Source organism: Enterococcus sp. BWB1-3 (genome assembly GCF_016745275.1).
Lineage (GTDB): Bacteria > Bacillota > Bacilli > Lactobacillales > Enterococcaceae > Enterococcus_L.
Genome location: NZ_JADOEP010000008.1, coordinates 24,350 through 48,932, shown reverse-complemented (window position 1 = coordinate 48,932; position 24,583 = coordinate 24,350). Strand labels below are relative to the sequence as shown.

21 protein-coding genes are annotated in these 24,583 nt (G+C 39.0%); 18 read left to right on the top strand and 3 right to left on the bottom strand.

Annotation, left to right across the window (positions count from 1 at the left end):
• Nucleotides 1–161 precede the first annotated feature (161 nt).
• The gene (locus tag IW492_RS07725) at nt 162–443 is read right to left on the bottom strand and encodes a hypothetical protein (protein WP_202067039.1); all 282 of its coding nucleotides are present in this window, start codon (nt 441–443) and stop codon (nt 162–164) included.
• Between the two features lie 687 nt (nt 444–1,130).
• On the opposite strand from IW492_RS07725, the gene IW492_RS07720 reads away from it, so the two are divergent.
• From IW492_RS07720 to IW492_RS07690, 7 genes are all read left to right on the top strand, one after another.
• Nucleotides 1,131–3,179 (top strand): oxidoreductase, encoded by a 2,049-nt coding sequence (locus IW492_RS07720; protein WP_202067038.1) that lies wholly within the window; start codon nt 1,131–1,133, stop codon nt 3,177–3,179.
• Nucleotides 3,180–3,197: 18 nt separating this feature from the next.
• A complete protein-coding gene (locus IW492_RS07715) occupies nt 3,198–4,076 on the top strand; it encodes a shikimate dehydrogenase (RefSeq protein WP_202067037.1) in 879 nt (292 codons plus the stop codon).
• Nucleotides 4,077–4,214: 138 nt separating this feature from the next.
• Nucleotides 4,215–5,444 carry an MFS transporter gene (locus IW492_RS07710; protein ID WP_202067036.1) on the top strand — a complete coding sequence of 410 codons (1,230 nt, stop codon included), beginning with the start codon at nt 4,215–4,217 and terminating at the stop codon, nt 5,442–5,444.
• Nucleotides 5,431–6,192 carry a type I 3-dehydroquinate dehydratase gene (aroD, locus tag IW492_RS07705; RefSeq protein WP_202067035.1) on the top strand — a complete coding sequence of 254 codons (762 nt, stop codon included), beginning with the start codon at nt 5,431–5,433 and terminating at the stop codon, nt 6,190–6,192. Before IW492_RS07710 ends, aroD begins: the two co-directional genes overlap by 14 nt.
• Before the next feature lie 172 nt (nt 6,193–6,364).
• On the top strand, nt 6,365–7,687 hold the full coding sequence (locus IW492_RS07700; RefSeq protein WP_202067034.1) for a citrate transporter: 1,323 nt from the start codon (nt 6,365–6,367) through the stop codon (nt 7,685–7,687).
• Nucleotides 7,688–7,698: 11 nt separating this feature from the next.
• Nucleotides 7,699–9,822, top strand: a complete 2,124-nt coding sequence (locus tag IW492_RS07695; RefSeq protein ID WP_202067033.1) for a hydantoinase/oxoprolinase family protein — start codon at nt 7,699–7,701, stop codon at nt 9,820–9,822.
• A 470-nt stretch (nt 9,823–10,292) separates the two neighbouring features.
• Nucleotides 10,293–10,904: a hypothetical protein gene (locus IW492_RS07690; protein WP_202067032.1), complete on the top strand. Its 612-nt coding sequence runs from the start codon at nt 10,293–10,295 to the stop codon at nt 10,902–10,904.
• A 743-nt stretch (nt 10,905–11,647) separates the two neighbouring features.
• On the opposite strand, the gene IW492_RS07685 is transcribed toward IW492_RS07690, so the two are convergent.
• Nucleotides 11,648–12,631 (bottom strand): ABC transporter substrate-binding protein, encoded by a 984-nt coding sequence (locus IW492_RS07685; protein WP_202067031.1) that lies wholly within the window; start codon nt 12,629–12,631, stop codon nt 11,648–11,650.
• Nucleotides 12,632–12,635: 4 nt separating this feature from the next.
• The gene (locus IW492_RS07680; protein WP_202067030.1) at nt 12,636–13,379 is read right to left on the bottom strand and encodes a polysaccharide deacetylase family protein; all 744 of its coding nucleotides are present in this window, start codon (nt 13,377–13,379) and stop codon (nt 12,636–12,638) included.
• Nucleotides 13,380–13,479: 100 nt separating this feature from the next.
• Here IW492_RS07680 and IW492_RS07675 point away from each other — a divergent pair, with 100 nt between their 5' ends.
• The 11 genes from IW492_RS07675 (at nt 13,480) to IW492_RS07625 (ending at nt 23,715) form a co-directional block, all read left to right on the top strand.
• On the top strand, nt 13,480–14,196 hold the full coding sequence (locus IW492_RS07675; protein WP_202067029.1) for an ATP-binding cassette domain-containing protein: 717 nt from the start codon (nt 13,480–13,482) through the stop codon (nt 14,194–14,196).
• Nucleotides 14,196–14,930 carry an ABC transporter permease gene (locus IW492_RS07670; protein WP_202067028.1) on the top strand — a complete coding sequence of 245 codons (735 nt, stop codon included), beginning with the start codon at nt 14,196–14,198 and terminating at the stop codon, nt 14,928–14,930. The genes IW492_RS07675 and IW492_RS07670 overlap by 1 nt, the downstream gene beginning before the upstream one ends.
• 142 nt (nt 14,931–15,072) lie before the next feature.
• Nucleotides 15,073–15,744, top strand: a complete 672-nt coding sequence (locus IW492_RS07665) for a hypothetical protein (protein WP_202067027.1) — start codon at nt 15,073–15,075, stop codon at nt 15,742–15,744.
• 317 nt (nt 15,745–16,061) lie between these two features.
• Nucleotides 16,062–16,982: an LCP family glycopolymer transferase gene (locus tag IW492_RS07660; protein ID WP_202067026.1), complete on the top strand. Its 921-nt coding sequence runs from the start codon at nt 16,062–16,064 to the stop codon at nt 16,980–16,982.
• Nucleotides 16,983–17,139: 157 nt separating this feature from the next.
• On the top strand, nt 17,140–17,799 hold the full coding sequence (locus IW492_RS07655) for a hypothetical protein (protein WP_202067025.1): 660 nt from the start codon (nt 17,140–17,142) through the stop codon (nt 17,797–17,799).
• Nucleotides 17,800–18,087: 288 nt separating this feature from the next.
• Nucleotides 18,088–19,227, top strand: a complete 1,140-nt coding sequence (locus IW492_RS07650) for a DUF3114 domain-containing protein (protein ID WP_202067024.1) — start codon at nt 18,088–18,090, stop codon at nt 19,225–19,227.
• A gap of 62 nt (nt 19,228–19,289) precedes the next feature.
• Nucleotides 19,290–19,595 (top strand): hypothetical protein, encoded by a 306-nt coding sequence (locus IW492_RS07645; protein ID WP_202067023.1) that lies wholly within the window; start codon nt 19,290–19,292, stop codon nt 19,593–19,595.
• Nucleotides 19,596–20,019: 424 nt separating this feature from the next.
• Entirely contained in the window at nt 20,020–20,469 is a 450-nt protein-coding gene (locus IW492_RS07640; protein ID WP_202067022.1) for a DUF2975 domain-containing protein, read from the top strand.
• Nucleotides 20,469–20,678 (top strand): helix-turn-helix domain-containing protein, encoded by a 210-nt coding sequence (locus IW492_RS07635; protein WP_202067021.1) that lies wholly within the window; start codon nt 20,469–20,471, stop codon nt 20,676–20,678. Before IW492_RS07640 ends, IW492_RS07635 begins: the two co-directional genes overlap by 1 nt.
• 2 nt (nt 20,679–20,680) lie before the next feature.
• Nucleotides 20,681–22,144 (top strand): DUF4153 domain-containing protein, encoded by a 1,464-nt coding sequence (locus IW492_RS07630; protein WP_202067020.1) that lies wholly within the window; start codon nt 20,681–20,683, stop codon nt 22,142–22,144.
• Nucleotides 22,145–22,863: 719 nt separating this feature from the next.
• The gene (locus IW492_RS07625; protein WP_229442086.1) at nt 22,864–23,715 is read left to right on the top strand and encodes a DUF4357 domain-containing protein; all 852 of its coding nucleotides are present in this window, start codon (nt 22,864–22,866) and stop codon (nt 23,713–23,715) included.
• Nucleotides 23,716–24,583: the final 868 nt, after the last annotated feature.

Sequence of the window (24,583 nt, the reverse complement as noted above, 5' to 3'; positions counted from 1 at the left end):
TTCCTTGACAATTTTCGGATATTCCGTCTTAATTCTTGGAGCTGATTGCTTTTGTCTCGACTTCCATCTTATCAATAATCACGAAATTATGCATTATTTTGATGGAAAGTCTTACTATCTGTTATAGCTATCCGCTTGTAATAAAGATAGATTAAATTTCTTTAATTGTTAGTAGTTGGAGAAATTTCTTTGGTGACAGTATAAACCACTTCAGCGACTGATTTTCCCGTGGTATCAATTAAAACAGTTGTCAGTTCATTGTATAACGGCAGACGTGCAACTGCGTTTGGTAAAGCGGATTCGCTGCGGGTTCTCTGTTCGATAGTCTTTGAAATCTTTCTGGTCAATTCTTCTTCAGTGCAAATAAGCGAAAAACTAAAAAAACGATGATCATCCAGAAATAGTCTTTCTTTTATTTCATCAAGAATCTCCTGTCTGTTCATTACTCAGCAGAACACAATGTTTTCAATCGTTGAATTAGCAATAAAAGAATTGATAAGGAAGCCGATATTGCTTACAACAATCTTTTTATTTCCCTCATTTACTACAAATGGATGCATGTTTCAATACCAGTATCCGTCTAGAAAAACACTGTGGGGAAGGAGTTTCGCTGACTGCTTTGCCGTTGTCGACTTCCCAACGCCCATAGGTCTGCCTATAAAAATAATATTTTTCAGCTGGTCAGCTTCTCTCTGCTTAATTTTTGTATCTCCAATCTGGATTCAACTGCGTGTTTATTAAACTGTCATATGACTGGTTGTTTCTATATGAGAATAAATAAGTATAAATTTTTTTGAAACCCATTTATTTTACGAATAGAGATTAAAGTTGGCCTTTCATTATTAAATTAAAAATATCACGAATAGATAGTTACAGCAAGCCTATTTGCTGTCAAAGAGATGTTCTGTTTTTTTAATGAACTATTTTTTTGAAAGTTTTCTTTTTTTAGAGAATATTCATCAGATTTTTTCCTCCATAAGCTATTAATATATTTCTTTAAGCTATTAAAAAAGTATTCATAAATAATATTTATGGATTACCCTAAAAAGTTTCATTGGAATTTATTGGTATTTTTCCATAAACTGTAATTGTGAATAAATTAACAATCGAAAAGGAAACAGGAGGCAATCATGGATAAATATCAAGCAATTTTTGAACCGTTGACAGTGAAACGAATGACACTAAAAAATAGGGTTATTATGCCGCCAATGGGAACAAATTTCGCAAATATGGATGGAACATTCAGTATGCAGCATGTTTCTTACTATGAACAGCGTGCCAAAGGCGGAACTGGATTGATTACATTGGAAAATGTCTGTATTGATTTTCCGCTGGGAACAAATGGTGCCAGACAATTGAGAATGGATAATGATCAGTACATATCAGGCTTATGGCATTTTAATGAAAAGATGCATGCATATGGCGCCTGTACTTCGGTTCAAATAAATCATGCAGGAGCTTCAGCTTATGGATTGAGGCTGGAAGGGGAACAGCCCGTATCGGCTTCAGACATTCCTTCTAAAAAAGGCAATCCAATTCCTCGTCCACTGAAAGAGGAGGAAATCTATCAAATCATTGATCGTTATGCATATGGCGCGCAACGTGCACAGCGTGCCGGCTTTGATTGTGTGGAGATTCATGCAGGTCATTCCTATTTGTTAAGTCAGTTCCTGTCTCCGTTGTATAACAAGAGGACAGATCAATTTGGTGGAAGCACAGAAAACAGAGCGAGATTCACAAAGTTGGTTGTTGAAGCAATTCGCAAAGCAGTTGGACCATTTTTTCCAATTTCACTGAGAATTAGTGCAGATGAACTTTTAGAAGGGGGCAATACGCTGGAAGAAAGTCTGCAGCTTCTTGATTATTTCGCCGAGGAAGTTGATATTTTAAATGTATCTGCTGCGTTAAACGACAATTTGCAGTATCAAATTGATAAAATGAATTTGCCGGACGGCTGGCGCTCATATATGGCAAAAGAAGTGAAAGGAAAATATCCGGATAAAGTGATTGTCACTTCTGGAAATATTAGAAGTCCGAAACGGGCTGCAGAAATTCTGGAAAATGGGGAAGCAGATCTGCTCGCAATGGGACGGGGACTGATTGCTGAACCAAGCTGGGTGAATAAAGTAGCGAATGGACAGGAACATTTATTGAGAAAATGTATTTCCTGTAATATCGGTTGTGCAGATCACAGAATTTCAAAAGCCAGACCGATTCGCTGTACGGTGAATCCTGATCTGCATTATGAAGATAGCTACAAAATGAAGCCAGTTCTGCATCCAACAAAAATGGTGGTTATCGGCGGAGGAACAGCCGGACTTGAAGCAGCTGCAACTGCAGCGGAAGTAGGGGTTTCTGTGGAATTATTTGAACAGAAGGACTATCTGGGCGGACTGGGGCATGAAATTGCCCGCTTCCCTGACAAGAAACGAATAGATGATTTTATTACGTATCAGATAAACCGCTGTAAAGAGCTGGATAATCTGTCCATTCACCTAAACCACCAAGCTGGATTGAAAGAAATCGAAGCAATGAGTCCGGATGTCATTGTGAATGCTACAGGAGCAAAACCATTATTACCGCCGATTAAAGGTTTGCATGAACAGCTTGAAAATAAAAATAGAAAGATTTTTTCCATTTTTGATATCTTGAACAACATGGATGATTTTCAGGAGTTTGAAGGAAAAGAAGTGGTGGTTATCGGCGGTGGAGCAGTTGGCTTGGATGTCGTAGAATACTATGCTGAACGGGGAGCAAAAAAAGTCAGTATCGTGGAAATGCAGACAGAGCTTGGAAAAGATTTGGATGTAATTACGAAGCTGGCAATGATGGAGATTGTCGAAGAATATGGGGTAGAAGCTTACGTGTCCACCAAGCTGATGGAAGTCAATGAATCAAGCTTTACTGTGGAGACGGACGGCAAAACAGCAGAGCTTTCGTTTGATTTGGGCTTTGTCTGTCTCGGTATGAGAGCAGAGGCACCGTTGATTCGTGAACTGGATTGCTATGCACGTGAAAATGGCACAGTTTTGTTGAATATTGGGGACAGTAAAACAGCTCGAAGAATCATGGAAGGAACCAGAGAAGCCAGGGATGTTCTGAAAACACTGGAAGTATTGGAAACAACGAGAACACAGAAGCAATTGTATGAACAGACAAAAAGTCTGCAAAAATTATAAAAGTGAGGAATCTAAAAAATGACAGAACGATTGGATGGACACACGTTATTAATTGGTTTAATGGCAACACCGATTCGCCATAGTCTTTCACCGACGATGCACAATGAGGCGTTTGCGAAGCTTGGCTTGGATTATGCTTATCTGGCATTTGAAGTCGGCAATAAAGAGCTGGCGGATGCGGTACAGGGACTGAGAGCTTTGGGGATTCGCGGATCAAACGTATCAATGCCGAATAAACAGGCGATTATTCCTTATCTTGATGAGTTATCACCAGCTGCTGAATTGGTTGGAGCGGTTAACACGGTAACAAATCTGGATGGCAAAGGGCATTTGGTTGGTCATGTGACTGATGGAACCGGTGCAATGAGGGCGTTGAAAGAAGAAGATGTGGAAATCAAAAATCAAATTGTTACCATGACGGGAGCTGGAGGCGCCGGAACTGCTATTGCCATTCAGGCTGCATTAGATGGCGTAAAAGAGCTGAGAATTTTTAATATCAAAGATCAGCAGTTTAAAGCAGCTGAAGAAACAGTGGAAAAAATCAACAGTAAAACAGACTGTAAAGCTACATTGACAGATTTATCTGATCAGGGTGCATTTAAGCAGTCAATCAGTGAAAGCAGCATTTATATTGATGCGACCGGCTGTGGCATGAAGCCGTTGGAAGATGTCAGTCTGATTACTGATCCTGAAGTGATTCGTCCGGACCTTGTGATATTCGATGTTGTCTATATTCCAAAAGAAACAAAGTTGTTAAAATTTGCCAAAGAAAATGGAGCGAAGAAAACTATCAACGGGTTAGGTATGATGCTCTATCAGGGAGCAGAAGCGTTTAAACTGTTTACAGGGGAAGAAATGCCAGTTGACTATATCAAAGAATTGTTGTTTAAAGACTAGTGTTTGCCTTGCGGAAAGGATCTGAGAAATACAGTGAAAATTAAATTTTTCAGACACAATCCAGATAAATTAATACAATTTCAATGAGTATCTCAAATTTACAACGATAAGCTATTATAAAAGATGAGGAGCAAAACAATGAAAAACAAGTATATGCCGACAGCAATTGGGTTATATATCAATTACATCATCCATGGTATGGGTGTCTTAATTATCATGCAGAACAAAGATGCACTGGCATCACAATGGAATACGAATATAGAAGGGGTTTCCAGTGTTGTTGCAATGTTGGGGATTGGACGCTTAATTGCTATTTTAATTTCAGGTCGTCTGTCAGATAAATTTGGACGTAAGCCGTTTGTCTACTTGGGAATGTTTGTTTATATCCTGTTCTTTGCAGGAATTTTATTCAGTCCGAGTGTTCCGCTGGCAATGATCTTTGGGGTTGTAGCCGGTATTGCTAATTCCTGTCTGGATTCAGGTACTTATCCGGCATTAATGGAATCTTTTCCTAAAACAGCCGGAACAGCCAATGTTCTGATTAAAGCAGCGGTTCAAATTGGTCAGTTTGGACTGCCATTTATTATTGCCTTTTTAGGTACAAGCGGGTTATGGTTCGGCTGGTCCTTCATGGTTTGTATCGTTCTGCTGGTGTTAAACGGTCTGTTCTTGCTGAAAATGCCGTTTCCGGATGAGGATACAAAGGCTGCTGAAAAAGCTGGGGAGGAAGTACCGACAACAAACTTCAAAAGCAAACCTAAGATGCAGATTGAAGGAGTGGCTTTTGTTATCTACGGATTTATTTCTCAGGCAACATTTTACTTGATTAGTCAGTATATTGCCCTGTATGGTCAGGAAGTAGCGTTAATGACAGAAAATGCAGCAAAACTTCTGGTTTCCTACTATTCTACAGGGTCATTGGTCTGTGTGGCAGTAACAGCAGTTGTTGCGACGAAGGTTCGTCCGGTTAATCTGATCCTGCCGTATACGTTGGCTTCGTTTATTTCAATTGGTGCAATGTGGCTGTTTCCAACACCGGCAGTCTTGAAAATCGGAGCAGTAAGTGTCGGCTTTTTTGCGGCCGGAGGCGTCATGCAGCTTGGCTTAACAGTGATGGGTGAAATGTTCCCTGCTGGTAAAGGAACAATTACTGGTATTTTCTATACATTTGGAAGCATTGCCTCCTTTGTTATCCCGGTTGTTTCTGGTAAAATTGCTAGTAGTAACCCGCGTGGAATTATGCTGTTTGACACGATTATTGCAGGAATCGGCTTTATCCTGGCTGTCGTTATTTTCATTCGCTACAGACAAGTCATAGACACAACGCCGGAAAAGACAAAAGGAGGGCTTGCTGGTGAAGCTGGTTAAAGTAAAAAATATCACTTTGGGTGAAGGAAAACCAAAAATTATTGTACCGCTTGTTGGTAAAACAAAGTCAGATGTTTTAGCTGAAGCAAGGCGATTAAATAATCTGGATTGTGATTTAGCGGAATGGCGAATTGATTTCTATGAAGATGTGGCTGATTTTCAGGCAGTTGCAGAGCTGTCAAAAGAAGTAGCTGAGGTTCTTCAGGAGAAGCCGCTGCTGGTAACATTCCGAACAAAAAAAGAAGGTGGCGAGCGCGAATTTTCTGACGAAGATTATTTCGCTGTTTACCAGACCGTGATTGAAAGTGGTCAGCTGGATTTATTGGATGTTGAGCTTTTTATGGATCACGAAAAAGTTCAGAATCTTATTGCTCAGGCTCACGCTAAAGGGATTAAAATTGTTATGTGCAACCATGACTTTGATAAAACACCGGAGAAAGGCGAGATCGTTCAGCGTCTTCGTTCCATGCAGGAAAAACATGCAGATATTTGTAAAATTGCAGTAATGCCGCAAAGTGCTGCGGATGTATTAACGCTGCTGGAAGCAACAAATGAAATGAAAACGAAGTATGCAGATCGACCGATTGTGACCATGTCTATGGGGCAGTTGGGAATGGTTAGTCGTTTGACTGGAGAAGTATTTGGCTCAGCCATGACATTTGGTGCGGCAGCACAGGCTTCTGCTCCAGGACAAGTACCGGTAGCTGTCCTGCGGGAAATGCTGGAAACATTATCATTGAATAAATAGAGATAACAATGCTGAGGCAGGAGAATTTTTCTCTGATTGTCTCAGCTTTAAGTCTAAAAACAGCTTTAAATTATTTAAAGAACCGTTATACTGAAGTAAGGAGTCTAATGTATTGTGAACTAAGTAACAATATATTGGTGCAGGTGGAAATAAGAGGGGATGATGAATCTTTATGACGGAAGTAATTGGCATTATTTTATTTTTATCTTTTATAGGACTTGTGGTTTATTCGATTAAAGGATTCAATTTGATGGTTGGTTTTATTGTGATGGCTGCCCTTTGGACAATTTTACCAAGTATCGATATTTTTGTGACAGAAGGCTCAATTACGCCGGTGCTTGAGATGATTCAGGCTGTTTACCAGAAGGCACCTGAAGCATGGGGTGGTATTTTGGTAAATGTATTCTTTGGCGCCTGGTTTGGGCGTGTGCTGCTGGACACTGGTATAGCAGCTACAATTATCAGAAAAGCTGTTGAACTGGGCGGTGACAATTCAGCAGTGATTCTGGTTTTAACAAATATTATTACAGCGGTAATTTTTACTTCAATGAGCGGAGCAGGTCCAGTACTGGCAATTGCCATTGTTATTTTGCCAATCCTTTTTTCAATTGGTATACCGAAAGAAATTGCTTTGTTTGCATTTACTGGGTCTGTTGCTGCAGGAATTTTTATCAACCCGATTAACTATGCACAGTATCGGGCATTCTTTGCAGATATTGCTCCGATGACTGAATATGATTATTCAACGTATTTCACATTTGGATTTCTAGCCTTTGTCGTAATGATTTCGATTGTTTCTGTTTTTTCTGTGATTTATCTGAAAATTAAGAATCCTCGTTATACATGGACTGTTTCCAAAGAACCGCAAATTGTCAATGCACCTAATTTGTCATTGTTAACACCGTTTTTACCGGTTGTAGGTGTCATTTTTCTGAGATTGCCGATGATCCTGTGTTTCATTCTGGCGGGTCTTTTTGCTTTAATGGTTTGCGGAGAATTTAAAGGCGGCTTCCGGACGGCCTGCAGGCTTTTAACGAAGCTGTATGCGGATGGCGTAAAAGATACCTCTTCATTAGTAGGCTTCTGGTTGTGTCTGTCTATGTTCAATGCAGCTGCAAAATTTGCCGGTCCTTACTTCCAGTCGATTATTGGCGGGTTAATTCCCACTTCTGCTTTTTGGCTGTGCGTGCTGTTCTTTGTTCTGGCACCTCTGACATGGTTTAGAGGACCCATGAGTCTGATCGGAAGCGGTGCGGCTTTGCTGGCAGTGATTGCGCAAAATCCGGCTGCCTATCCAATCACATTTCTTTATCCGCTATTCATTTCAATTATGATTGGAATGGGTCATTTTGATATTACAACATCATGGATTGCCTGGGGGCTTGGATACAGTAATGTGGAACCAAAGGATTATATGAAAGCGGCGATTATTCCGGGAATGGTTATTTGTCTGATTCTGGAAGCAGCTACATTTATACTATACGGCGGCATGTAAAGGAGAAAAAAATGACTGAACGAAAGGTACGAATTGGAATAGATGTCGGAGGAACGCATACTAAAGCAGTTGCAATTGATAATCTGACGAAAGAAATTATCGGCAAATCCTCTGTAAAAACAACACATGATAGTGAAAGCGGCGTTTCAGGCGGTGTTGTTGCAGCATTTTTGAAATGTCTGGAAGAGTATGAGATTGCACCGGAGTCTGTGGTTTTTGTTGCCCACAGTACAACACAGGCAACGAATGCATTGCTGGAAGGCGATGTGGCAACAGTCGGTGTAATTGGAACCGGGGGCAATGGTATTGAAGGCTTTCTTGCAAAGCTGCAGACGAAGGTGAAAGATATTGATTTGGGAACTGGGCGAAAAATAGTAGTTATCAGTCGATATATTCCAGGAAAAGAATACACGGCAGCTGCAGTTGATCAGGCATTGGCTGAGCTAAGGTCTGAGAAGGTAAATGTGCTGGTTGCGACAAGTGCCTTTGGTGTTGATGATTTAACGAAGGAGCAGGAAATTCTGGCTGCTGCAGAAAAACAGGGCTTTTCCTGTACAATGGCATCGGAAATGACTAAGCTGTATGGATTATCCAGAAGAACCCGCACAGCTGTTATTAACGGCTCTATTCTTCCCAAAATGCTGGAAACAGCCAACTGTACAGAAGAAAGTGTAAGGGAAGCAGGAGTAGATGTTCCCCTGATGATTATGCGGGGAGACGGCGGTGTTATGGATGTTGGCGAGATGAAAAAGCGTCCGGTATTAACGATGCTTTCCGGGCCTGCTGCAAGTGTAATGGGCTCGCTGATGTATTTGCGGGCTTCAAACGGCATCTATTTTGAAGTAGGCGGAACATCCACGAATATTGGAGTGATTAAAGATGGACGGCCTGCAATCGATTATTCGCAAATTGGCGGCAGAAATACATATATCAGCTCTCTGGATGTACGGGTACTGGGAGTGGCAGGAGGCAGTATGGTTCGGGTAGAACAGCACAAACTGCTTGATATTGGACCGAGAAGTGCGCATATTGGCGGAATGGACTATGCCGCATTTACACCTTCGGAAGAAATTGAAGAGCCGACGCTTGAATTCTTTTCTCCTAAAGCAGGTGATCCAAAAGATTATGTGGCGATTCGTTTAAAAAACGGCAAACGAATTACAATTACCACAACAGATGCAGCCAATGTGTTGGGGCTGATTCAACCGGAACATTTTTCCTATGGAAATCAGGAGTCAATTCGAAAAGCAATGCAGCCGTTGGCGGACTATGTCAATAAAACTATTGAAGAGATGGCAGAGGAATTACTGGCATTGGCATTTGCTAAAATTCGGCCGGTGATTCTGTCATTGGCTGAGAAATATAAGCTGGAAAAAGATCAAATGTCTCTTGTAGGTGTCGGCGGCGGGGCCGCTTCACTAATCATTTATACCGCAGAAAAGCTGGGTTTAAACTATCAAATTCCAGAGAATGCAGAAGTAATATCCTCTATTGGCGTGGCCTTGGCCATGGTTCAGGATGTTGTGGAGCGAATGATTCCAAATCCGACACGGGAAGACATTAATGCCATCAAAAGAGAAGCTGCGGATAAAGCCATTGAGAATGGTGCAACAGAAGACAGCATAGAAGTGCATATTGATATTGATCCTCAAACACAGAAAATTACAGCGATTGCAACTGGATCAACAGAGGTTCAGACGACTGAGCTTCTTTCAGCCTGTACCGAAGAAGAGGCACACGAAATTGCCGGTACGGATTTGAGAGTAGGGGATGAACAGCTTCAACTCGTTGAACAAAGTGAGCACTTCTATGTTTTCAGTGCAAAAATTAAATCAGGAGATGCGGTGCGTGTGATTGACCGAAAAGGATTTATTCGTATGCAGCGTGGACATGCGAAAACCATTAAAACCCCGATGAGCAGTTATATGGATGCAATCAGCTTTTTATGGGAAGAGATGGCCAACTACAAATCAGATTTGATTATCAGACCGGATTTCTATATCTGCGCGGGACCGAGAATGATGGATTTTTCCAGTAATGATTTTTCTCAGCTGATGATGCTGATTGAAGTGGAAATGGCGGATTTTCAATCAAATGAAGATGTGCTGATTATTGCAGCCAACCAGTCCTATTAGGACATGCCTGAAAACGCTAGCGGTGAATATTTTGCTGTTTCTATGGAATTCTTCATTATAAATATTCGCTTGTGAACCATATTGCCAGTCCTTCTATTAATAGAACCCTCTAGCGGAAGGGCATGATTCATCCTCAAAAAGCTAATATTTTAATAAATCGCTTAGTAAGATAGGAAGTTATTATCGACTTTCAGCGAATAGCTGATAGAAATTTCCCTCGTTTGACAAAATAGTAACGATGATTAGGGCATAGATCGCTGAATAGTTTCCTTTCTTACTTCTGGGGAGACGAATCATGGTATGTGTACGAGAATAAGTTTCATTTTTCCAACCGTTGTTTATAGAGAAATGAATACGCTAAAATGAGCGAGCTCTTTTATTTGTTAAATTTAGACGTTCACAAAAATATCTGGAAATTTCGGATTCCGCTGAACTTTTCAGACACAACCTATTGAAAAGAGGAGAAAAGAATGGATTGGAGCGACGAATTTCTAGCTTATTTGGAATTAAAAAAATCTCTGTTTTTCAGATATATTCCTAAAGATGCTGTTCTTGAGTATATTTCTGGGGCATTGGATTTGGGATATAAGGGTGCGCTCGAAATAGAGAATAACGAAATCAGAGAGCTATACACCGCGCATGCTATTCAAATTCACTATATTGAGACTTCAGCAAAGATCGGAAGTGGAATGGTTCGGGCAGAGTTTGAGTATGATCACAGAGGTAGACATAAAGTTTTTTTGTATGCCGCAGCCATTCAGGAATTGATAAATACTACGGGCAGTACCGAAAAGCAAGTAGAGGATTTGCTGCTTGCTCATGAATGGTTTCATTTTCTGGAAAGTGAGCGTGGTTTTGCATACGAGCAATTACCCCCTCTGGAAGTTCCCGGCTTGTTTGGCAGAAAGAGAAAAGTAATGATACGTCAGCTAAGTGAGATTGCTGCTCATGCATTTGTCAGAGGATATCAGCAATTGCCGGTTTTACCGTTATTCTATGATGTGCAGGAGCTGGTAAAAAACGGGCAGCTGTCAGAAGAAGAACTGGTGGAAGAATATAAACAATTTCAAAAATATAAATAAAAAGTAAACTGTCCCCTATAGAGTAGACACTTAGAAAAAGAGTGTCCTCTAGGGGGATTTTTTTGCAGAGAAAATTTTTGTTTCTCCAACTTTTCAGATTTCATATAAAACAACTGCACTGGTCATTGTTGCCATAAAAGGATCAAGATATAATGAATGGACTTTAAAATGGTGAAATTCCTCAAAACTTCTATTGTTCAATATGAGCAGTCTGTCGAAATTTTGCAGGTTGCGCTGAATTTATGGAGGAAAGAAGCATGGATGAAGGGAGTGAATATGCACTGATAAAAGTGATATTCAACGATACGACGAATATCTGTTTATCCGTAAAAATACAGTAAAGTATTGAATCAGAAAAATCAGCGAGTTAGTGGGCTATGATCTGATTCTTTTCTCCGAAGCCTTCGAATGGTATCTCGCCTGTATGCAGCTTTGGCTGTTTTGCAAAAATTCTGCAAAAGACTGTGAGCGTTTTGATTGTATATAATTTAAAAAAGGGGAACTCAAAAGAAAACAATGGGTCCGCTCTTCCATAAAGGTTATTGCAGTGAAAGCGCCGGCTATCTGGAACAATTTGTACTTAAGCTGTCGATGAAGGTTGAGTAGAATAATTTATTGAATGAAGTATGATCATCTTAAAAAAAGAACAGCAGGAAATTTGAACGTAGTAGCCTCAAAAAGTTAGATTTGTTGAGCTCAGCACAAAACCCTGCTATCCTCTCCTGTGTTACTGCTTTAGACACCTATTTACTCAAATAGCTAAAATCGGTTAGTTCTTCATAAGTATATGCTTTATCTATTTGCCCTTTTTCTTTTATCCATGTGATGATGGTTTCAAACTGATCTTCAGGAACAGCCTGAGCATATGGATAGCTGTCCGTCTGATTATCCAGATAGTTGCTCATTGCATCCGGAAATTGATAGTTAGTTAGAATATCTGCATATTCTGAAGCTTTATGCTCATTCATGTAGTCAATTGCCTGATTGTAGGCTCTGTAGAATGCAGCGACATCTTGAGGTCGATCAGCTAATACGGAATCCATAAATTGAATAGTGCCGCCCTTGATCCCTTGATCTTTAGAACTGCCCAAAACGATCGCGCCTTCCTGTGCCAGCATGCTTGCCTGTGGCTCTGTATAAACAGCGCCGTCCACCTGATTGTTTAGAAGTGCTTCAGAACGGGCAGAGAAGGAGGGGATATCAACTACTTCATAGGTGAAATCATCTTCATGAGCAAACTCATCCATAATGTATTCTAAAATAAAGTTGGGAACTAGGGTAACTTTTTTTCCATCTAGCTCTTTCATCTCAGTAATACCTGATTTTGGGGAAGCCAAAATTTTAAAGTCTTCCAAAATATCTGATGTAATAGTCATATCAATTCCGTTCTTTTTAAACGTTGCCTCGGTCATGACATCGCTGATCGTTCCATCCAGTTCTTTAGACTGGATTGCAACATTACGGTCTGTTGGTGCGGTAAAGGCTTTGATTGCTACATTTAATCCTAGTTCGTTAAAAAAGCCCTGTTCTTTGGCTAAAATAATGGGAATGGCTGATTCAGCTGGTAAAATACCGATATTTAAGGTTTGATCAGTAACCGCAGCTACCTTACTTTCCACGGTGGAACTATCTGCTGAATTTTCTGAATCATTTGTATTATTTCCGCAAGCTGCCAAGACTGCCATAGTGAATAAAAGAACTGTAGCTGTTCCTAAAATTTTTTTCATATTCCTATACCTCTTCCATCAAATTTTTAAATTGTTCTATTGATAGTGAATAAGGGATGACATCCCGATGCAGTTCCAACGGATGGGTGTCTTTTGTATTGACCCCCGGCTTCGTTGTAAATGCCAGTTTAAAGCTCATTTCTTTTAATGTGTCGATTGTTCGTTGGTCATACAAGCCAAAAGGATAGGCAAACGCATCTTTGATATCAACAAACTGATTACAGTCGTACAAATCCTGTTTAAAGTCTTCCGTTGTTTCCCACATAGCAGAGGACATTGTTGTTCCTTTTCTCCGGTGAAAATGACTGGTATGATTGACGTACTCAAAAACATCCCGCATCTCTTCCAGCTCTGCTGTGCTCAATACTCGGGAGCTGTTCGGATCATAGGCAGACGGTTCGTCAAATAGCCAGCCGGAGACGACAAATGCTGCGGCTTTCCAGCCAGCTTTTTTCAGGACTGGATAGGCGTATTCTTTCATCGACTGATAGCAGTCATCGAATGTGAGTAGAACCGATTTTTCCGGTAATAGAAGTTTTTTTTCATAGAAGCCTTGAACTTCGCCAATACTTAATGAATGGTAACCCGCATCCTTCAGATAGTTTATTTGTTCTTCAAAAAGAGGTAAACTATCAAATAACGGTAAAGGTAAGGAGTCCTCGTAACTGTCACTGACAGCAATGGGTCTTTGCCGGCCGTTCAGTTCTTTCTGAGGGCGAACTTCGTGGAATACAAGTGTTCTGAACACTGGAGTTTCACCTGACTTTCTTCAAAATAATTCAGATAACAGTATAACATAGAATCAGTGAAAAACAGTTGTGTAACTATGCACAAAAGGAGGTCGGGGTATGAGAATCAATTTGGAAGAAGTATCTTTCAGCTATGAAGAAAAAAATATTATTTCTGGTATGAACGTTTCTTTTGAAAAAGGGAAAACCTACGTGCTGTTGGGACGTTCTGGGGTAGGGAAAAGTACGCTGCTGGCTTTGCTGAAAGGATTTCAGCTGCCGGTTTCCGGCAAGATCAGTTATGAACAAACATCACAACGGCAAGTGGAAATTGTCTTTCAGGATTTACAGCTTTTTCCTTGGCAAACGGTTTATCAGGCAGTCGAAATGCCTCTGAAGATCCGGAAAGAGGAAAAAGACAGTTGTCAAACTAAAATTTGTCAGTTATTGGAGGAACTGGAATTGTCAGAGTTGTCAGCCAAGTTTCCTGATGAACTCAGCGGTGGTCAGCAGCAGCGGGTTGCCATGGCCCGAGGGCTGATTACAGAACCTGACTTTCTGTTGCTGGATGAACCAACCTCATCTTTGGATCAGGAAACAAAGGAACGAGCACAGGAGTTTATATTATCCGAGCAAAGAAAACGGCAGAATACAGTGATTACCGTCACACATGACATTGAAGAAGCAGCGTATCTGGGAGAAACCATTTTGATCATGGGCGGCGGCTCTGTGATTAGTTACGAAAATCCAATATTTTCTTTTGATGAGCGTCGTGAATCAGTCGAATTTTATAAATTTTGTATTTTACTTAGAAATATTCTGAAAGGAGGCCATTGATGAAAAAACAAAAGATTGTTTCCTTTTTTATTGGTTTTCTTTCTCTCATTTTATTATGGCAGCTGTTAACATTTATAACAGAGAATCGGGCGGTCCCTGCTCCTTTAGGGACATTCCAAAGAGCTTGGCTGATGAAAACTGACCTTCTGCTTCATGCTGGGGCGAGTGTTTTGAGAATTGGTGCAGCACTTGTTTTTTCTCTGATAATCGGTCTTCCTTTAGGGATTTTACTAAGTCGAAGCAAGTGGATAGCGTGCTTATTTGGTCCCTTGATTTATTTTCTTTATCCCTTGCCAAAGGTTGCGTTCTTACCTGTGTTTATGATCTTTTTTGGTTTGGGGAATCTTTCAAAGATCCTATTAATTGTCGCAATTATTTCCATTCAGGTTACTGTTTCTATTCGGGACAGTGTTAACAATATCCCGAAAAATTATTATCGGGTGATGTCCAACTATAACAGCAGCCGACTCCAAACTGTTCGATTCCTGATTCTTCCGGCATTACTGCCGGGTCTGCTGGCAAGTTTAAGGGTAAGTACGGGAATTTCTCTGGCATCATTGTTTTTCGCCGAAAATTACAACACTGTCTATGGATTGGGCTATCTGATTTTGAGCGCGTGGTCCAAGATGGATTATGAAGAAATGTTTGCGGGTATCCTGATGATTGGACTGGCAGGTTATTTGATTTTCAGCTTGTTCGATACGCTCGAAAAGCGATTTTGCAACTATAAATGAGTTAATACAGATTAAATAACCTCCTGTATACCAAGCTTTTCAATTAAGAGAAATGATGTTGAGAAGTGTTCTGTCCGCATGCTACAATGGACAAAGAAAAGAATTGCTTTATAGACATAAAAGGAAGAGGCTGGAAAAAGGGATGAAAAAGAAAATTTTACTGGTTGCTGGTCTGACCATTTTACTTGCAGGATGTTCTGAATTGCCTCAGCAGGAAAGGAAGAAACAGGCAGAGGCAGAAGAATTTGGCTTGTTTGTGGACAAGCTTGCTGTACTTTTAAAAGAAAGAAAGCTCGAAGAAAAAGAGAAAGCGACAGAGGAAACCAGCAGCAGTTCTCAGGAAACAACAGCAGCTTCAACAGATGTTTCTGCAGAACCAGTTCAAGAAGCAGCGGATAAAAGCCAGTATCCCTATATGGTTTCTTTAACAGATTTGGCAACTGTCGGAAGATTTTCAACGAATGGTATGAACACGCCAAATAATATTGACCTGTCATTCATTACTGAATCGAATGGGGTAGTCACAATGAGCTTTAATCAGCCGGGCTCCAACATTATTATGTACACAGCTTCGTATCGCCAAATACCCACCAAATCGATTCGTGTTTTCTCAGCAGGTACAAATGAAATCCGCACAGTTTCTGTAAATTCAGAGATTATATTGGAGTATCTGGCCAGTGCATATGGCGGGCTGGATCAGGGAAATCTGTATGTCTTTACCAATAGCGGCGGCGGGCTGTCTTTGGCAACACCAAATTATGCTGGAAATGCAGCGTCGGGACAAGAAGATGTTATGCTGGAATATTTACCTTAGTAAATAACTGTTGGGTTTGTTTACAGAGCTGAGGGAAAGAGTCAAGATAAAATCAAAGATAGCAAGAGATAGGTCCGTAGGTTTGTTTTTTTTTGACAGGAAAAAAAGGATACTTGTTTACAATTAGTGCGTTTTAAAACTCTTTAAGTTTTGTCAGCTTATTTCTATGGATGTTAGGATAGAGTAGTGTCTTAAGATACTTATAATAGATTGAAATAACAGTTGCTTTAAAAAGAATTACAAAGTAAAATTTAAAAAGATATCTTCTATCACTTTTATTTTAATGAAATTTTTATTCAAGACTAGGAGGTCATGAATTGTCAAGAGGAAAAAAAATTCTATTAGTTGTGTTAAGTGTGCTTGCGGTTATCGTAGTGGGTACAATTGCTCTGAGTGCCAAAGTATATAATGATATTTCAAAAACTGTATCAAAAACCTATGAAACAGTTGAGAGGCAGGCTGAACCTTTACGTGAGGAAGAAGTCAGTATTCAGGAGCAGGATGCTTTTTCAGTTCTTTTAATGGGAATTGATACTGGTGACTTAGGTCGTGTGGAGCAGGGAAGATCAGATACGATGATGATTGCTACTGTTAGTCCTGAAAAACAACAGACAACCATTGTCAGTATTGCCAGAGATACATATACAGAAATTGTAGGTTACGGAACACAAGATAAGATTAATCATGCCTACGCTTTTGGCGGAGCGTCCATGTCAATGGATACGGTGCAGAAAATGCTGGATATTCCTGTAGACCATTATATCTCCATAAATATGCAGGGATTGAAAGAGCTGGTAGATGCAGTTGGCGGGATTACTGTAAGCAATACCCTGGATTTTAGTCAGGATGGATACGACTTCAAAGTTGGACAAGTGGAACTGGATGGAGAGAAGGCTCTTTCTTACTCACGGATGCGTTATGAAGATCCCAATGGGGATTACGGCAGACAGGAACGTCAAAGAAAGATTGTTGACGGACTTGCCAGAAAGCTGCTGACATTTTCAGGAGCGGCTAAATACAAGGAAGTGCTGGACGCAGTTGGCGAACACGTGAAAACCGATATGAGCTTTGATGATATGAAAACGTTGGCTCTAAATTATCGTTCGGCATTAGGTGCCATTAAACAGGATCAGTTGAAAGGCGAAGGCTTTATGCAGGATGGTGTTTCCTATCAGGGGATTTCTTCTGAAGAAATGACGCGTGTACAAACTGAACTGAAAGAACAGCTTGGTCTGTAAGCTTATTTGAGTGATGTTGAATCAATGTTTGATGAATTTACTATGAGTAGAAGTAATGACCCGGTCCTAGACAACTAAATGGACGGGTCATTTTTAGTTGCTGACAGACAGATGAGTATGCTGTCCTGTTAAATAAAGAAGTGGAGTGAACCAAGGCATGAATATGTTGTTTATTTTTGAAGATGGAATGGCTACGACCTTTTATTTATATCTGTTGAAAGATGGAAAGAAAAAACTGCTTCGGTTTTCGCCTGAGGTACAGTATCAGAGTGGTGAGACACTTTCGCAGAAATATAGGCTGCTTTCTACCACAGCATTTATTGATTTTTTCGAAACAGCCGTACAGCTTAAAATAGAAAATTTCGTAATCGCTGATAAGGAAAGAGTTCTTGATTTTCTCTTTAAAAATAAACAGGAGCTTGTGATTAACAATCCTGCAACGTTTACCTATACTGCAAGTGATCGATATTTCGAAAAGGGCAAACAGCATGTAACTAAGGCAGCATTGACTGATTTTATCAGCTATCAGTTGGATGCTCCAAATCAGCTGGGGATTTTTGAACGACAGGAACATGTATTGAGATTAATAAAGAATGAGCTGGTGGGGGATAAGCGGATAACTGCAATCCCTAAAAAATTTAATGAGCTGAATAAAAGCGTCACAACCAATATGAAACTGCCGACGCTGCTGAAATTTTTTAAAGCATACAGGGAAACAGATAAAGGGAAAACACAACGATTGACAGTACCGGATGTTTTGAGTGGTTCAGATGAGCTGAGCTGGCCGCAAAAGAAGATTGAAACATTTATAAATTGAGGCTGACTAAAGCAAACATAAAGGTCAAATAAATAGAGAGGTCGTGAGGTTGTGACAAAAGCGATCAGCTCCGAGAATTAAGATGGAACTCTATTTTCAGCGCAAGTTATTAGTGTTGAAAATAGAGTTATTTGTGGTTCTAAGAGAAAATAAGGTGCTCCTATTTTATTGGCGAGATTTGAAGTGAAAAACATAATTTTTAGAAGCAGATTCATTTGGATGGTATAATTTTAAAGAAAGAGCACTATTGAGAAAGCAATCTGATAATAAGGAAAATCAATAAGGCAGGTGAGGAAAATCAGTTTATTTGAACAAGATATTTCGTCTGCAAACAGTCAATTAAATAGAACGCTATCTGAAAAAGAGGCACTGATAGTATCAAAGCAGCAGGAGTACTGTCGACATTTAGGCTGGGATGCCGCTGCCTGTGAAGCTTACGCAGCTTATGTGGAAGAACAGCTGGAATACCGTGAGAAGTCCGCAGAAGAAATACTGGTGACAAGTGAAGAAGGGATTCGTTTGGTAGGTTCCTCTGTTTATTTTCATTTGTTTAAGCATTCCCAACTTGCTCCTCGTGAAAAGGTTCGGCTGGTACTGGACCAGCTGGGAAGAAGTCTTGATGAGCATGGCATGCTTCAACTCAGCGGTCTCTGCAGGATTGATCCGGATATGTCTCCGCACAGTGAATTTTTAGAACAGTTCGCAGCTTGTGTAAAAATTGGTTATCCGGGAGGCTTGATTGCAGCCTCTCATCCAACAATTAGTTGGGAGGAATTAAAATGTGTCCATCAACTCAGATATTATTTTGACCGACAAAATTTGTTTTATATCCGCTCAAATTTTAAAGGGAAAACAGATTATGAAAAACTGCTGGCTTATTCAAAGCAAACGGGACAAAAACTAAATTATCGAGATTCTTCCCGTTTTCACAATCGTGTTCGGCAGAGTGGGAAAACAATGAACTCTAAATATCGATCAAGAGAAGGACGCCATGAGCAAACCAATGATAAAATAAAAACGGAGAACGGCTTGTCTGAGTTTATTCTAAATGTTGAAACTGGCTGTTTTGTTTCTCAGTGGAATCGGTTGAAAACAGTAGGCGGAAAGCTGGTTTTTGATGAGACAAAGGAGAGTACTGTTGCTCGAATGAAAGAGCTGATTGACAGTAATCCGGAAAATTATGATCTGACAGGGCATGTCGGGAAAGAAATCGCAGATACTGAATCGTTTAATTATGATCGTGGCTTTTTTGATTGGCTTCCATGGAGAAGAGCTCATGATTATTACGATATGAAGCCAAGTGGGCAAGAAAAGTTTGACAGCGATCTCCGCAAGCTGGCCAAAAGAAAGTGGCCGTTTCCTCAAAAATACAAGGAATGTTATCGAACAGCCCGTAGTATTCAGAAAGTACTGAAAAAAGAAGAATGAAGAACTGATGATCGTTTTATCGATTGGATAGGGTAATTTTAGATAGAAAAAAGCTCTTTATCATGCTAACAATAGTCAGCTGTATTGGTATTCTTGCCATGAATTATTTTGGTTATCAGTTTATTATTTTTACTTTGCAGAAAAACTATTTTGATTCAAAGGTTAGTTTAACTATTTTTTTTGATTATAGCTTGAAAAAGCTGATCTATTTCGTTCTATACAGTTTATTTACAGGTATTTTGATTTATAAGTGTGTGCACGCACTCTGTCTTATACTTAAAAGGGGATTCAGCTTGGAAAATGAAAGTCTTTACTTAGAAAAGGAATTTGAGCTGAATCGGGAAGAGCTTTCAATTAAGGATGAATAGTCTGAAACCTGCCATTCTTGGAAAAGTTTTAGCTCTATTATTGAGTTGAAAGACTTTATTGGACGTATCCTGATTCTAAAAAAACAATTTTTTTAATCAAAAAAGAGCAGCTTTATGAAACTCAGTTGTAGGATTTAAAGAAATGTTTACAGTTGAAAGAAAAGATCGACAACTAAAACTTAATGAAGAACACTGCTGATATTCCTTTTAAATGAATATCAGTTTTTTTATTTGGCTGCCAGCTAAAAGATCTTTAAACATTTTTAAGATTCATTTTTTTAAGGGTGAAACGCCGGTAAGTCAACAGATTGTTTCTATAGATGATTGAAAAACAATATAAATTTATCGTTTATCGATAAATTTATATTGACGTTCAAAAAATCATTTCGTATCATAAAGTTACTTTAAGCGGGGAGTGAAAAAGATGCAATGGACGGATAAACAGTCAATCAAGCTGTCAACCTGGTGTATTTATGTTTTAGCAATGCTAATTTTTATGGTAATGATTTTTATCTCATCATTTATTGATGCCATCGTTCCGTCTCAGATGGTGTCATCAGCAAATCGCTTTTTCTTTATTCTGACATTGGAGCTTTGTCTGGGAATCGGGCTGGTTATTCTGTATTTTCTATATCAGTTAATACGAAATATTGAGAAGGAAAAGATATTTACTGAGCAGAATATTAAGCTGCTGCGTATCACCAGCTGGCTTTGTTTTTTGGAGGCAATAATCCTGCTGATTTCTTCCAGCTATTATTTCCCCTGGTTTTTTGTTGCCGGAGTGGCTGCTTTTGTCGGTGTTATTGTTAGAATAATCAAAAATGTGTTCTGTCAGGCACGTTTGATTAAAGAAGAAAATGACTTTACGATCTAATGGCAATCATAGTAAATATTGATGTCATGATGGCAAAACGAAAGATGAGTGCAGGCGAACTGGCAGAGAAAATTAATATTACGCCGGCAAATCTTTCAATTTTGAAAAATAATAAAGCAAAAGCAATACGTTTCAGTACGTTGGAGGCATTATGTAAAGCCTTGGATTGCCAGCCGGCAGACCTATTGGAGTATCAGGAGGAGGAATAATTATGGAAATACATGAAGAAGACAGACAGCAGAAAAACTGGATTGAACAACAGCCAAAATTCGAAAGCAAAGATATTTTGCTCAGTATAGCAAGTATTGTTATTGCTTATTTTTCATTACAATTGTTTAAGGGATATGGTGGATTGTGGATTACATTATTTACTGTATTATTCTGCGGAACCTTGCTCGCATATATCAGAGCCAAGGACATGGAGATATCTCGTCGGTGTTTCGGCTATATGGGTTACACGTTAGCTTTTGGGGTATCTTTTTCATTATTTGAAAATACTGTTCTGATGGGAGTAAATTTCATTTTTTTAGTTTTAAATTTAGCCTATTTGATTTTAGTTTTTTCAGGAACCAGAAAGAATGGAAAGTTGGATGGCTACATTGTATTTGATTTTATCGATGGACTTATTGTACGGTCTTTTAAAAATTTTACAGCTGATATTACAGCTTATCTATCATTAGGAAAAAAACACAAAAATCTAAAATATGTGTTGATTGGCATAGCTATGTCAATCCCTTTAGCTGTCATAGTCTTGACACTCTTAACCGGAGCTGACAGCATGTTTGCTCGTTTTTTTAATTCATTTGTCAATCGCATATCCATGAATGTCATTGAACATCTGATTACATTTATCATCGCGGTTCCTGTAGGCATTTATCTTTTCTTATGCATTTACCGAAATATAGAAAAAAGTCCGGTTAAGCCTCACACTCTTTCGTTTCTAAAAGGACCGGATGTGCTGTTTTTAACGATTCTGTTTATTTTTACAGCTATCTATCTGTTGTTCTTTGGTGTAGCTGCAATGGGCTATTTTCAGTTTACTCAATCTGCATCCACAACGTTATCTGCATATGCCAGAGAAGGTTTTTTCCAGCTGTTGCTGGTTTCGGTGATTAATGTTTTTATTTTTTGGGCAATCAATGCCTTTAGCGGGAACTCCAAGATGATTAAAAGTGGTTTAAGTCTGATTGGCGTAGAAACCTTGGGATTGATTGTCCTGGCATTTGCTAAAATGCAGCTTTATATTGCTTCCTTTGGTCTGACCGTTTTACGCTTTAACACTTCTTTGTTTATGATTGCACTGTTTGTTTGTGTCAGTATTTTCATTGCGGCGTTATGGAAAGAGTTTAACTACATGCGGATCATTCTTGTCTTTATGAGTATTTGTCTTTTGATAATCAGCTGTAGGAATACAGGAAATGATATTGTTTCGTATAATTATGAAAAATATCAACAGGGGAAGCTTTCAGAAATGGATATTAGCGTTTTCTACGTGTTGGGTGCAGAGGCAGTTCCAAAGGCAGTCAAAATTTATAATGAAACAATTGATCCGGAGCTGAAAGAAGAGCTGTCAGGGTATCTGGCTTGGGTGAAAAAAAATATTGAAGAAGATTCAATGGTGCGTAACTTACAACGAAGCAGAAGTTTGGCGCTAATTAAGCAAACTAATAAATAAACAGAAGGAAGCGAGGAAATCTCAGGCTTAGGTGTCTGCTTTTTCGGCTCAAAGTCAAATAGTGTTGTTTGAGAAAAATCAAAAAAGGAAATGTTTCGGCATTTCCTTTTTTAAAAGTGGACATAGTTTTGAGCTAATCTGATTTCCATTTCTGCTAAAATAATAGATAGAAGAAATAAAATTATGTCACAGATAGATATTACAGAAGCAAGCGTATTTTCAAAGAATATGAGCCTAAATATCAAAAATCATTATAATAAATACGGGACCTGTTCTTTCAAGCAGTCGAACAGATTGCTTCCGAAGAAGTAGTTGTAGAGAACCTAAAATGGAATTAGCCAGGCTTTGTTGTTAGAAATATTTTTCTAATCAGAGTTGACTATTTTAGTGAAGCCAAAATAGCTGTCTTTTTCAACTGTCAGGCGCCATTGGTGGAAAACTTCAGAGAACAGTATTCTGATGTTTTGCAGGTTTCAAAAAATCGGGCGAGTACCCTTGATCCGGAAGAAAAATTACGAATAGATAAGTTAGTTGCTGCATTCAAAAGATGTGGCCATGTCATAAAAAATGAGCTTCTTTAGTGTTGTTGATTTTTCGATAATCTCAAAAATCGACAGAATCTTTTGACAGAGAATATTCTCTTTTTTACTGTCAAAAGCTTTTGCCTTGTACTTCCAGCTGTGTTACTATATACTTTTTAAAGACAAAGAGTTTAGGATATGACTGAAAAGTTTGGCAGATTTGTTGTCTTTAGACTGATGAAAAAAGGGGAGTTGGCTATGGAAGTTAATTTGAAGGTAAAGATTAATGAGAAGAAAATAAATATTCAATTTGAGGATCGCGAAGGAGAAATCAACATCATAGATGCTGAAGATAAGTCAATTAATTTGGCACATCCAGCGGTCTATTTTCTTTTAAAGGATAATAAAGTAAACTACATTGGCAAAGTAAGTGAATCATATACATTGGATAGTTCTAATTTTAATAAAATAATTGTCATTACACCGCCATGGGAAATTGAGCCGCTATACCTGGAACAGCTGTTTCTTACGGAAGCAAAAGAAAATAAGCTGAAGCTGGTTGATCCGGTGACTGAAGAAGTAAAGGTGCCTGCTAATCAGAAAAAGGCAGTGACGGAATATAAAAATGAAGTATTGCTGATACTTGAAAAATTTGGTTATAGTTTGCAGGTTAAAAAGGCGAAGCCTGCAAAAGCCAGTCACCGTTGGACCAAAGCAGTCAGCCAAATCGAATTTTATGTCGATTCACGAGAAAGCAAAGCAACTGTTCTCTGGCAAAAAAGAAATGAAATGGTGATTAAGGCCGGAGCCATTTTAAAGCCTGAAGGCAGACTGAATAAAGACGGATCTATTGGGATGGATATGAAATTTGGCGATAAATTGCGGGATGATCACAAGGAAGCCATCAAGGATTTTAAAACGACGGAGGATGTTGTCTTAAAGAGTGTGAATGAAGCCGGTCTGTTTTTATATTATGGCGGAACGAATGGCTGGCTTGAAATGAAGGACAGCTCGGGTAAAACTATAGATGAATGGACAAAAGTTGACTGATAAAAGCAAGCGGTGACTGACCATTCTCATAGTGAAGAAACAAAAAAAAGAGAGGGATGATTGAGCCGCAATCACACCTCTCTTTTTTTGTTTAGATGACAGCAGTTAATGCACGGAAACGTATGATAGGAGCGGATTCTAGTCATTAGATAATCGAATAGTATAGTTTATATTTTAACTATAATAATTCAAAAGGAAAAGTTGAAGCTATGAGTGATCTATCATATGGTTATACAGCTCAGAAGCCAGTCTGATACGTTGATTTGAGTCTATAAAAAAGGATCTGCTAAAGTTGAACGAATCATTTATCTGAAACTTGGAATATACTGGATGACTGTACCCCATTTGAATTTCAGCGGATGCTGTTGAATGCTTTGAATCGAAAGAAACAATTAATTGGAGAAAATCAAGGTGACATATGAAGCTTTAACGAAACAAACGTGGATTTCCAGTATAGGAGTATTTTTGAATGAAGGCAATTCAACTATTATCATTGAGGTCAAAGAAATAAAGCTGATTGAAATAGAGTAGGGGATAAATTTGAGAAACCGTCTGTGGATTCAACTCTCTTAAACAGGATCAGCTTGGTGGGCTGCAAATTAAAGCTCTGATAGAATATCTGTAAAAAAGCAGATTGATCTGAATTAAGTCATCAAATAAAGAGCCGAATTGTAAAATTACTCACTGCGATATACTTTAGACTGGGAAACTGTTCCCAGTCTATTTTCTATTCTGCAAAACAATTATAAGGAAGAGTAACAGCATCACAGTCTGGAGAAATATTGAGTTGAAAATGCAGGATGAATCTAGTGAAATGGGATATTAAAATGAATAATCATCATTTCATTTATTAGCTTGCTGACTTTTG

Bases quoted from the DNA above. Each gene is read 5' to 3' on its own strand.
- IW492_RS07725 (WP_202067039.1), bottom strand. From the start codon at position 443: ATGAACAGACAGGAGATTCTTGATGAAATAAAAGAAAGACTATTTCTG.
- IW492_RS07720 (WP_202067038.1), top strand. From the start codon at position 1,131: ATGGATAAATATCAAGCAATTTTTGAACCGTTGACAGTGAAACGAATG.
- IW492_RS07715 (WP_202067037.1), top strand. From the start codon at position 3,198: ATGACAGAACGATTGGATGGACACACGTTATTAATTGGTTTAATGGCA.
- IW492_RS07710 (WP_202067036.1), top strand. From the start codon at position 4,215: ATGAAAAACAAGTATATGCCGACAGCAATTGGGTTATATATCAATTAC.
- IW492_RS07700 (WP_202067034.1), top strand. From the start codon at position 6,365: ATGACGGAAGTAATTGGCATTATTTTATTTTTATCTTTTATAGGACTT.
- IW492_RS07695 (WP_202067033.1), top strand. From the start codon at position 7,699: ATGACTGAACGAAAGGTACGAATTGGAATAGATGTCGGAGGAACGCAT.
- IW492_RS07690 (WP_202067032.1), top strand. From the start codon at position 10,293: ATGGATTGGAGCGACGAATTTCTAGCTTATTTGGAATTAAAAAAATCT.
- IW492_RS07685 (WP_202067031.1), bottom strand. From the start codon at position 12,631: ATGAAAAAAATTTTAGGAACAGCTACAGTTCTTTTATTCACTATGGCA.
- IW492_RS07675 (WP_202067029.1), top strand. From the start codon at position 13,480: ATGAGAATCAATTTGGAAGAAGTATCTTTCAGCTATGAAGAAAAAAAT.
- IW492_RS07670 (WP_202067028.1), top strand. From the start codon at position 14,196: ATGAAAAAACAAAAGATTGTTTCCTTTTTTATTGGTTTTCTTTCTCTC.
- IW492_RS07665 (WP_202067027.1), top strand. From the start codon at position 15,073: ATGAAAAAGAAAATTTTACTGGTTGCTGGTCTGACCATTTTACTTGCA.
- IW492_RS07655 (WP_202067025.1), top strand. From the start codon at position 17,140: ATGAATATGTTGTTTATTTTTGAAGATGGAATGGCTACGACCTTTTAT.
- IW492_RS07645 (WP_202067023.1), top strand. From the start codon at position 19,290: ATGCTAACAATAGTCAGCTGTATTGGTATTCTTGCCATGAATTATTTT.
- IW492_RS07640 (WP_202067022.1), top strand. From the start codon at position 20,020: ATGCAATGGACGGATAAACAGTCAATCAAGCTGTCAACCTGGTGTATT.
- IW492_RS07635 (WP_202067021.1), top strand. From the start codon at position 20,469: ATGGCAATCATAGTAAATATTGATGTCATGATGGCAAAACGAAAGATG.
- IW492_RS07630 (WP_202067020.1), top strand. From the start codon at position 20,681: ATGGAAATACATGAAGAAGACAGACAGCAGAAAAACTGGATTGAACAA.
- IW492_RS07625 (WP_229442086.1), top strand. From the start codon at position 22,864: ATGACTGAAAAGTTTGGCAGATTTGTTGTCTTTAGACTGATGAAAAAA.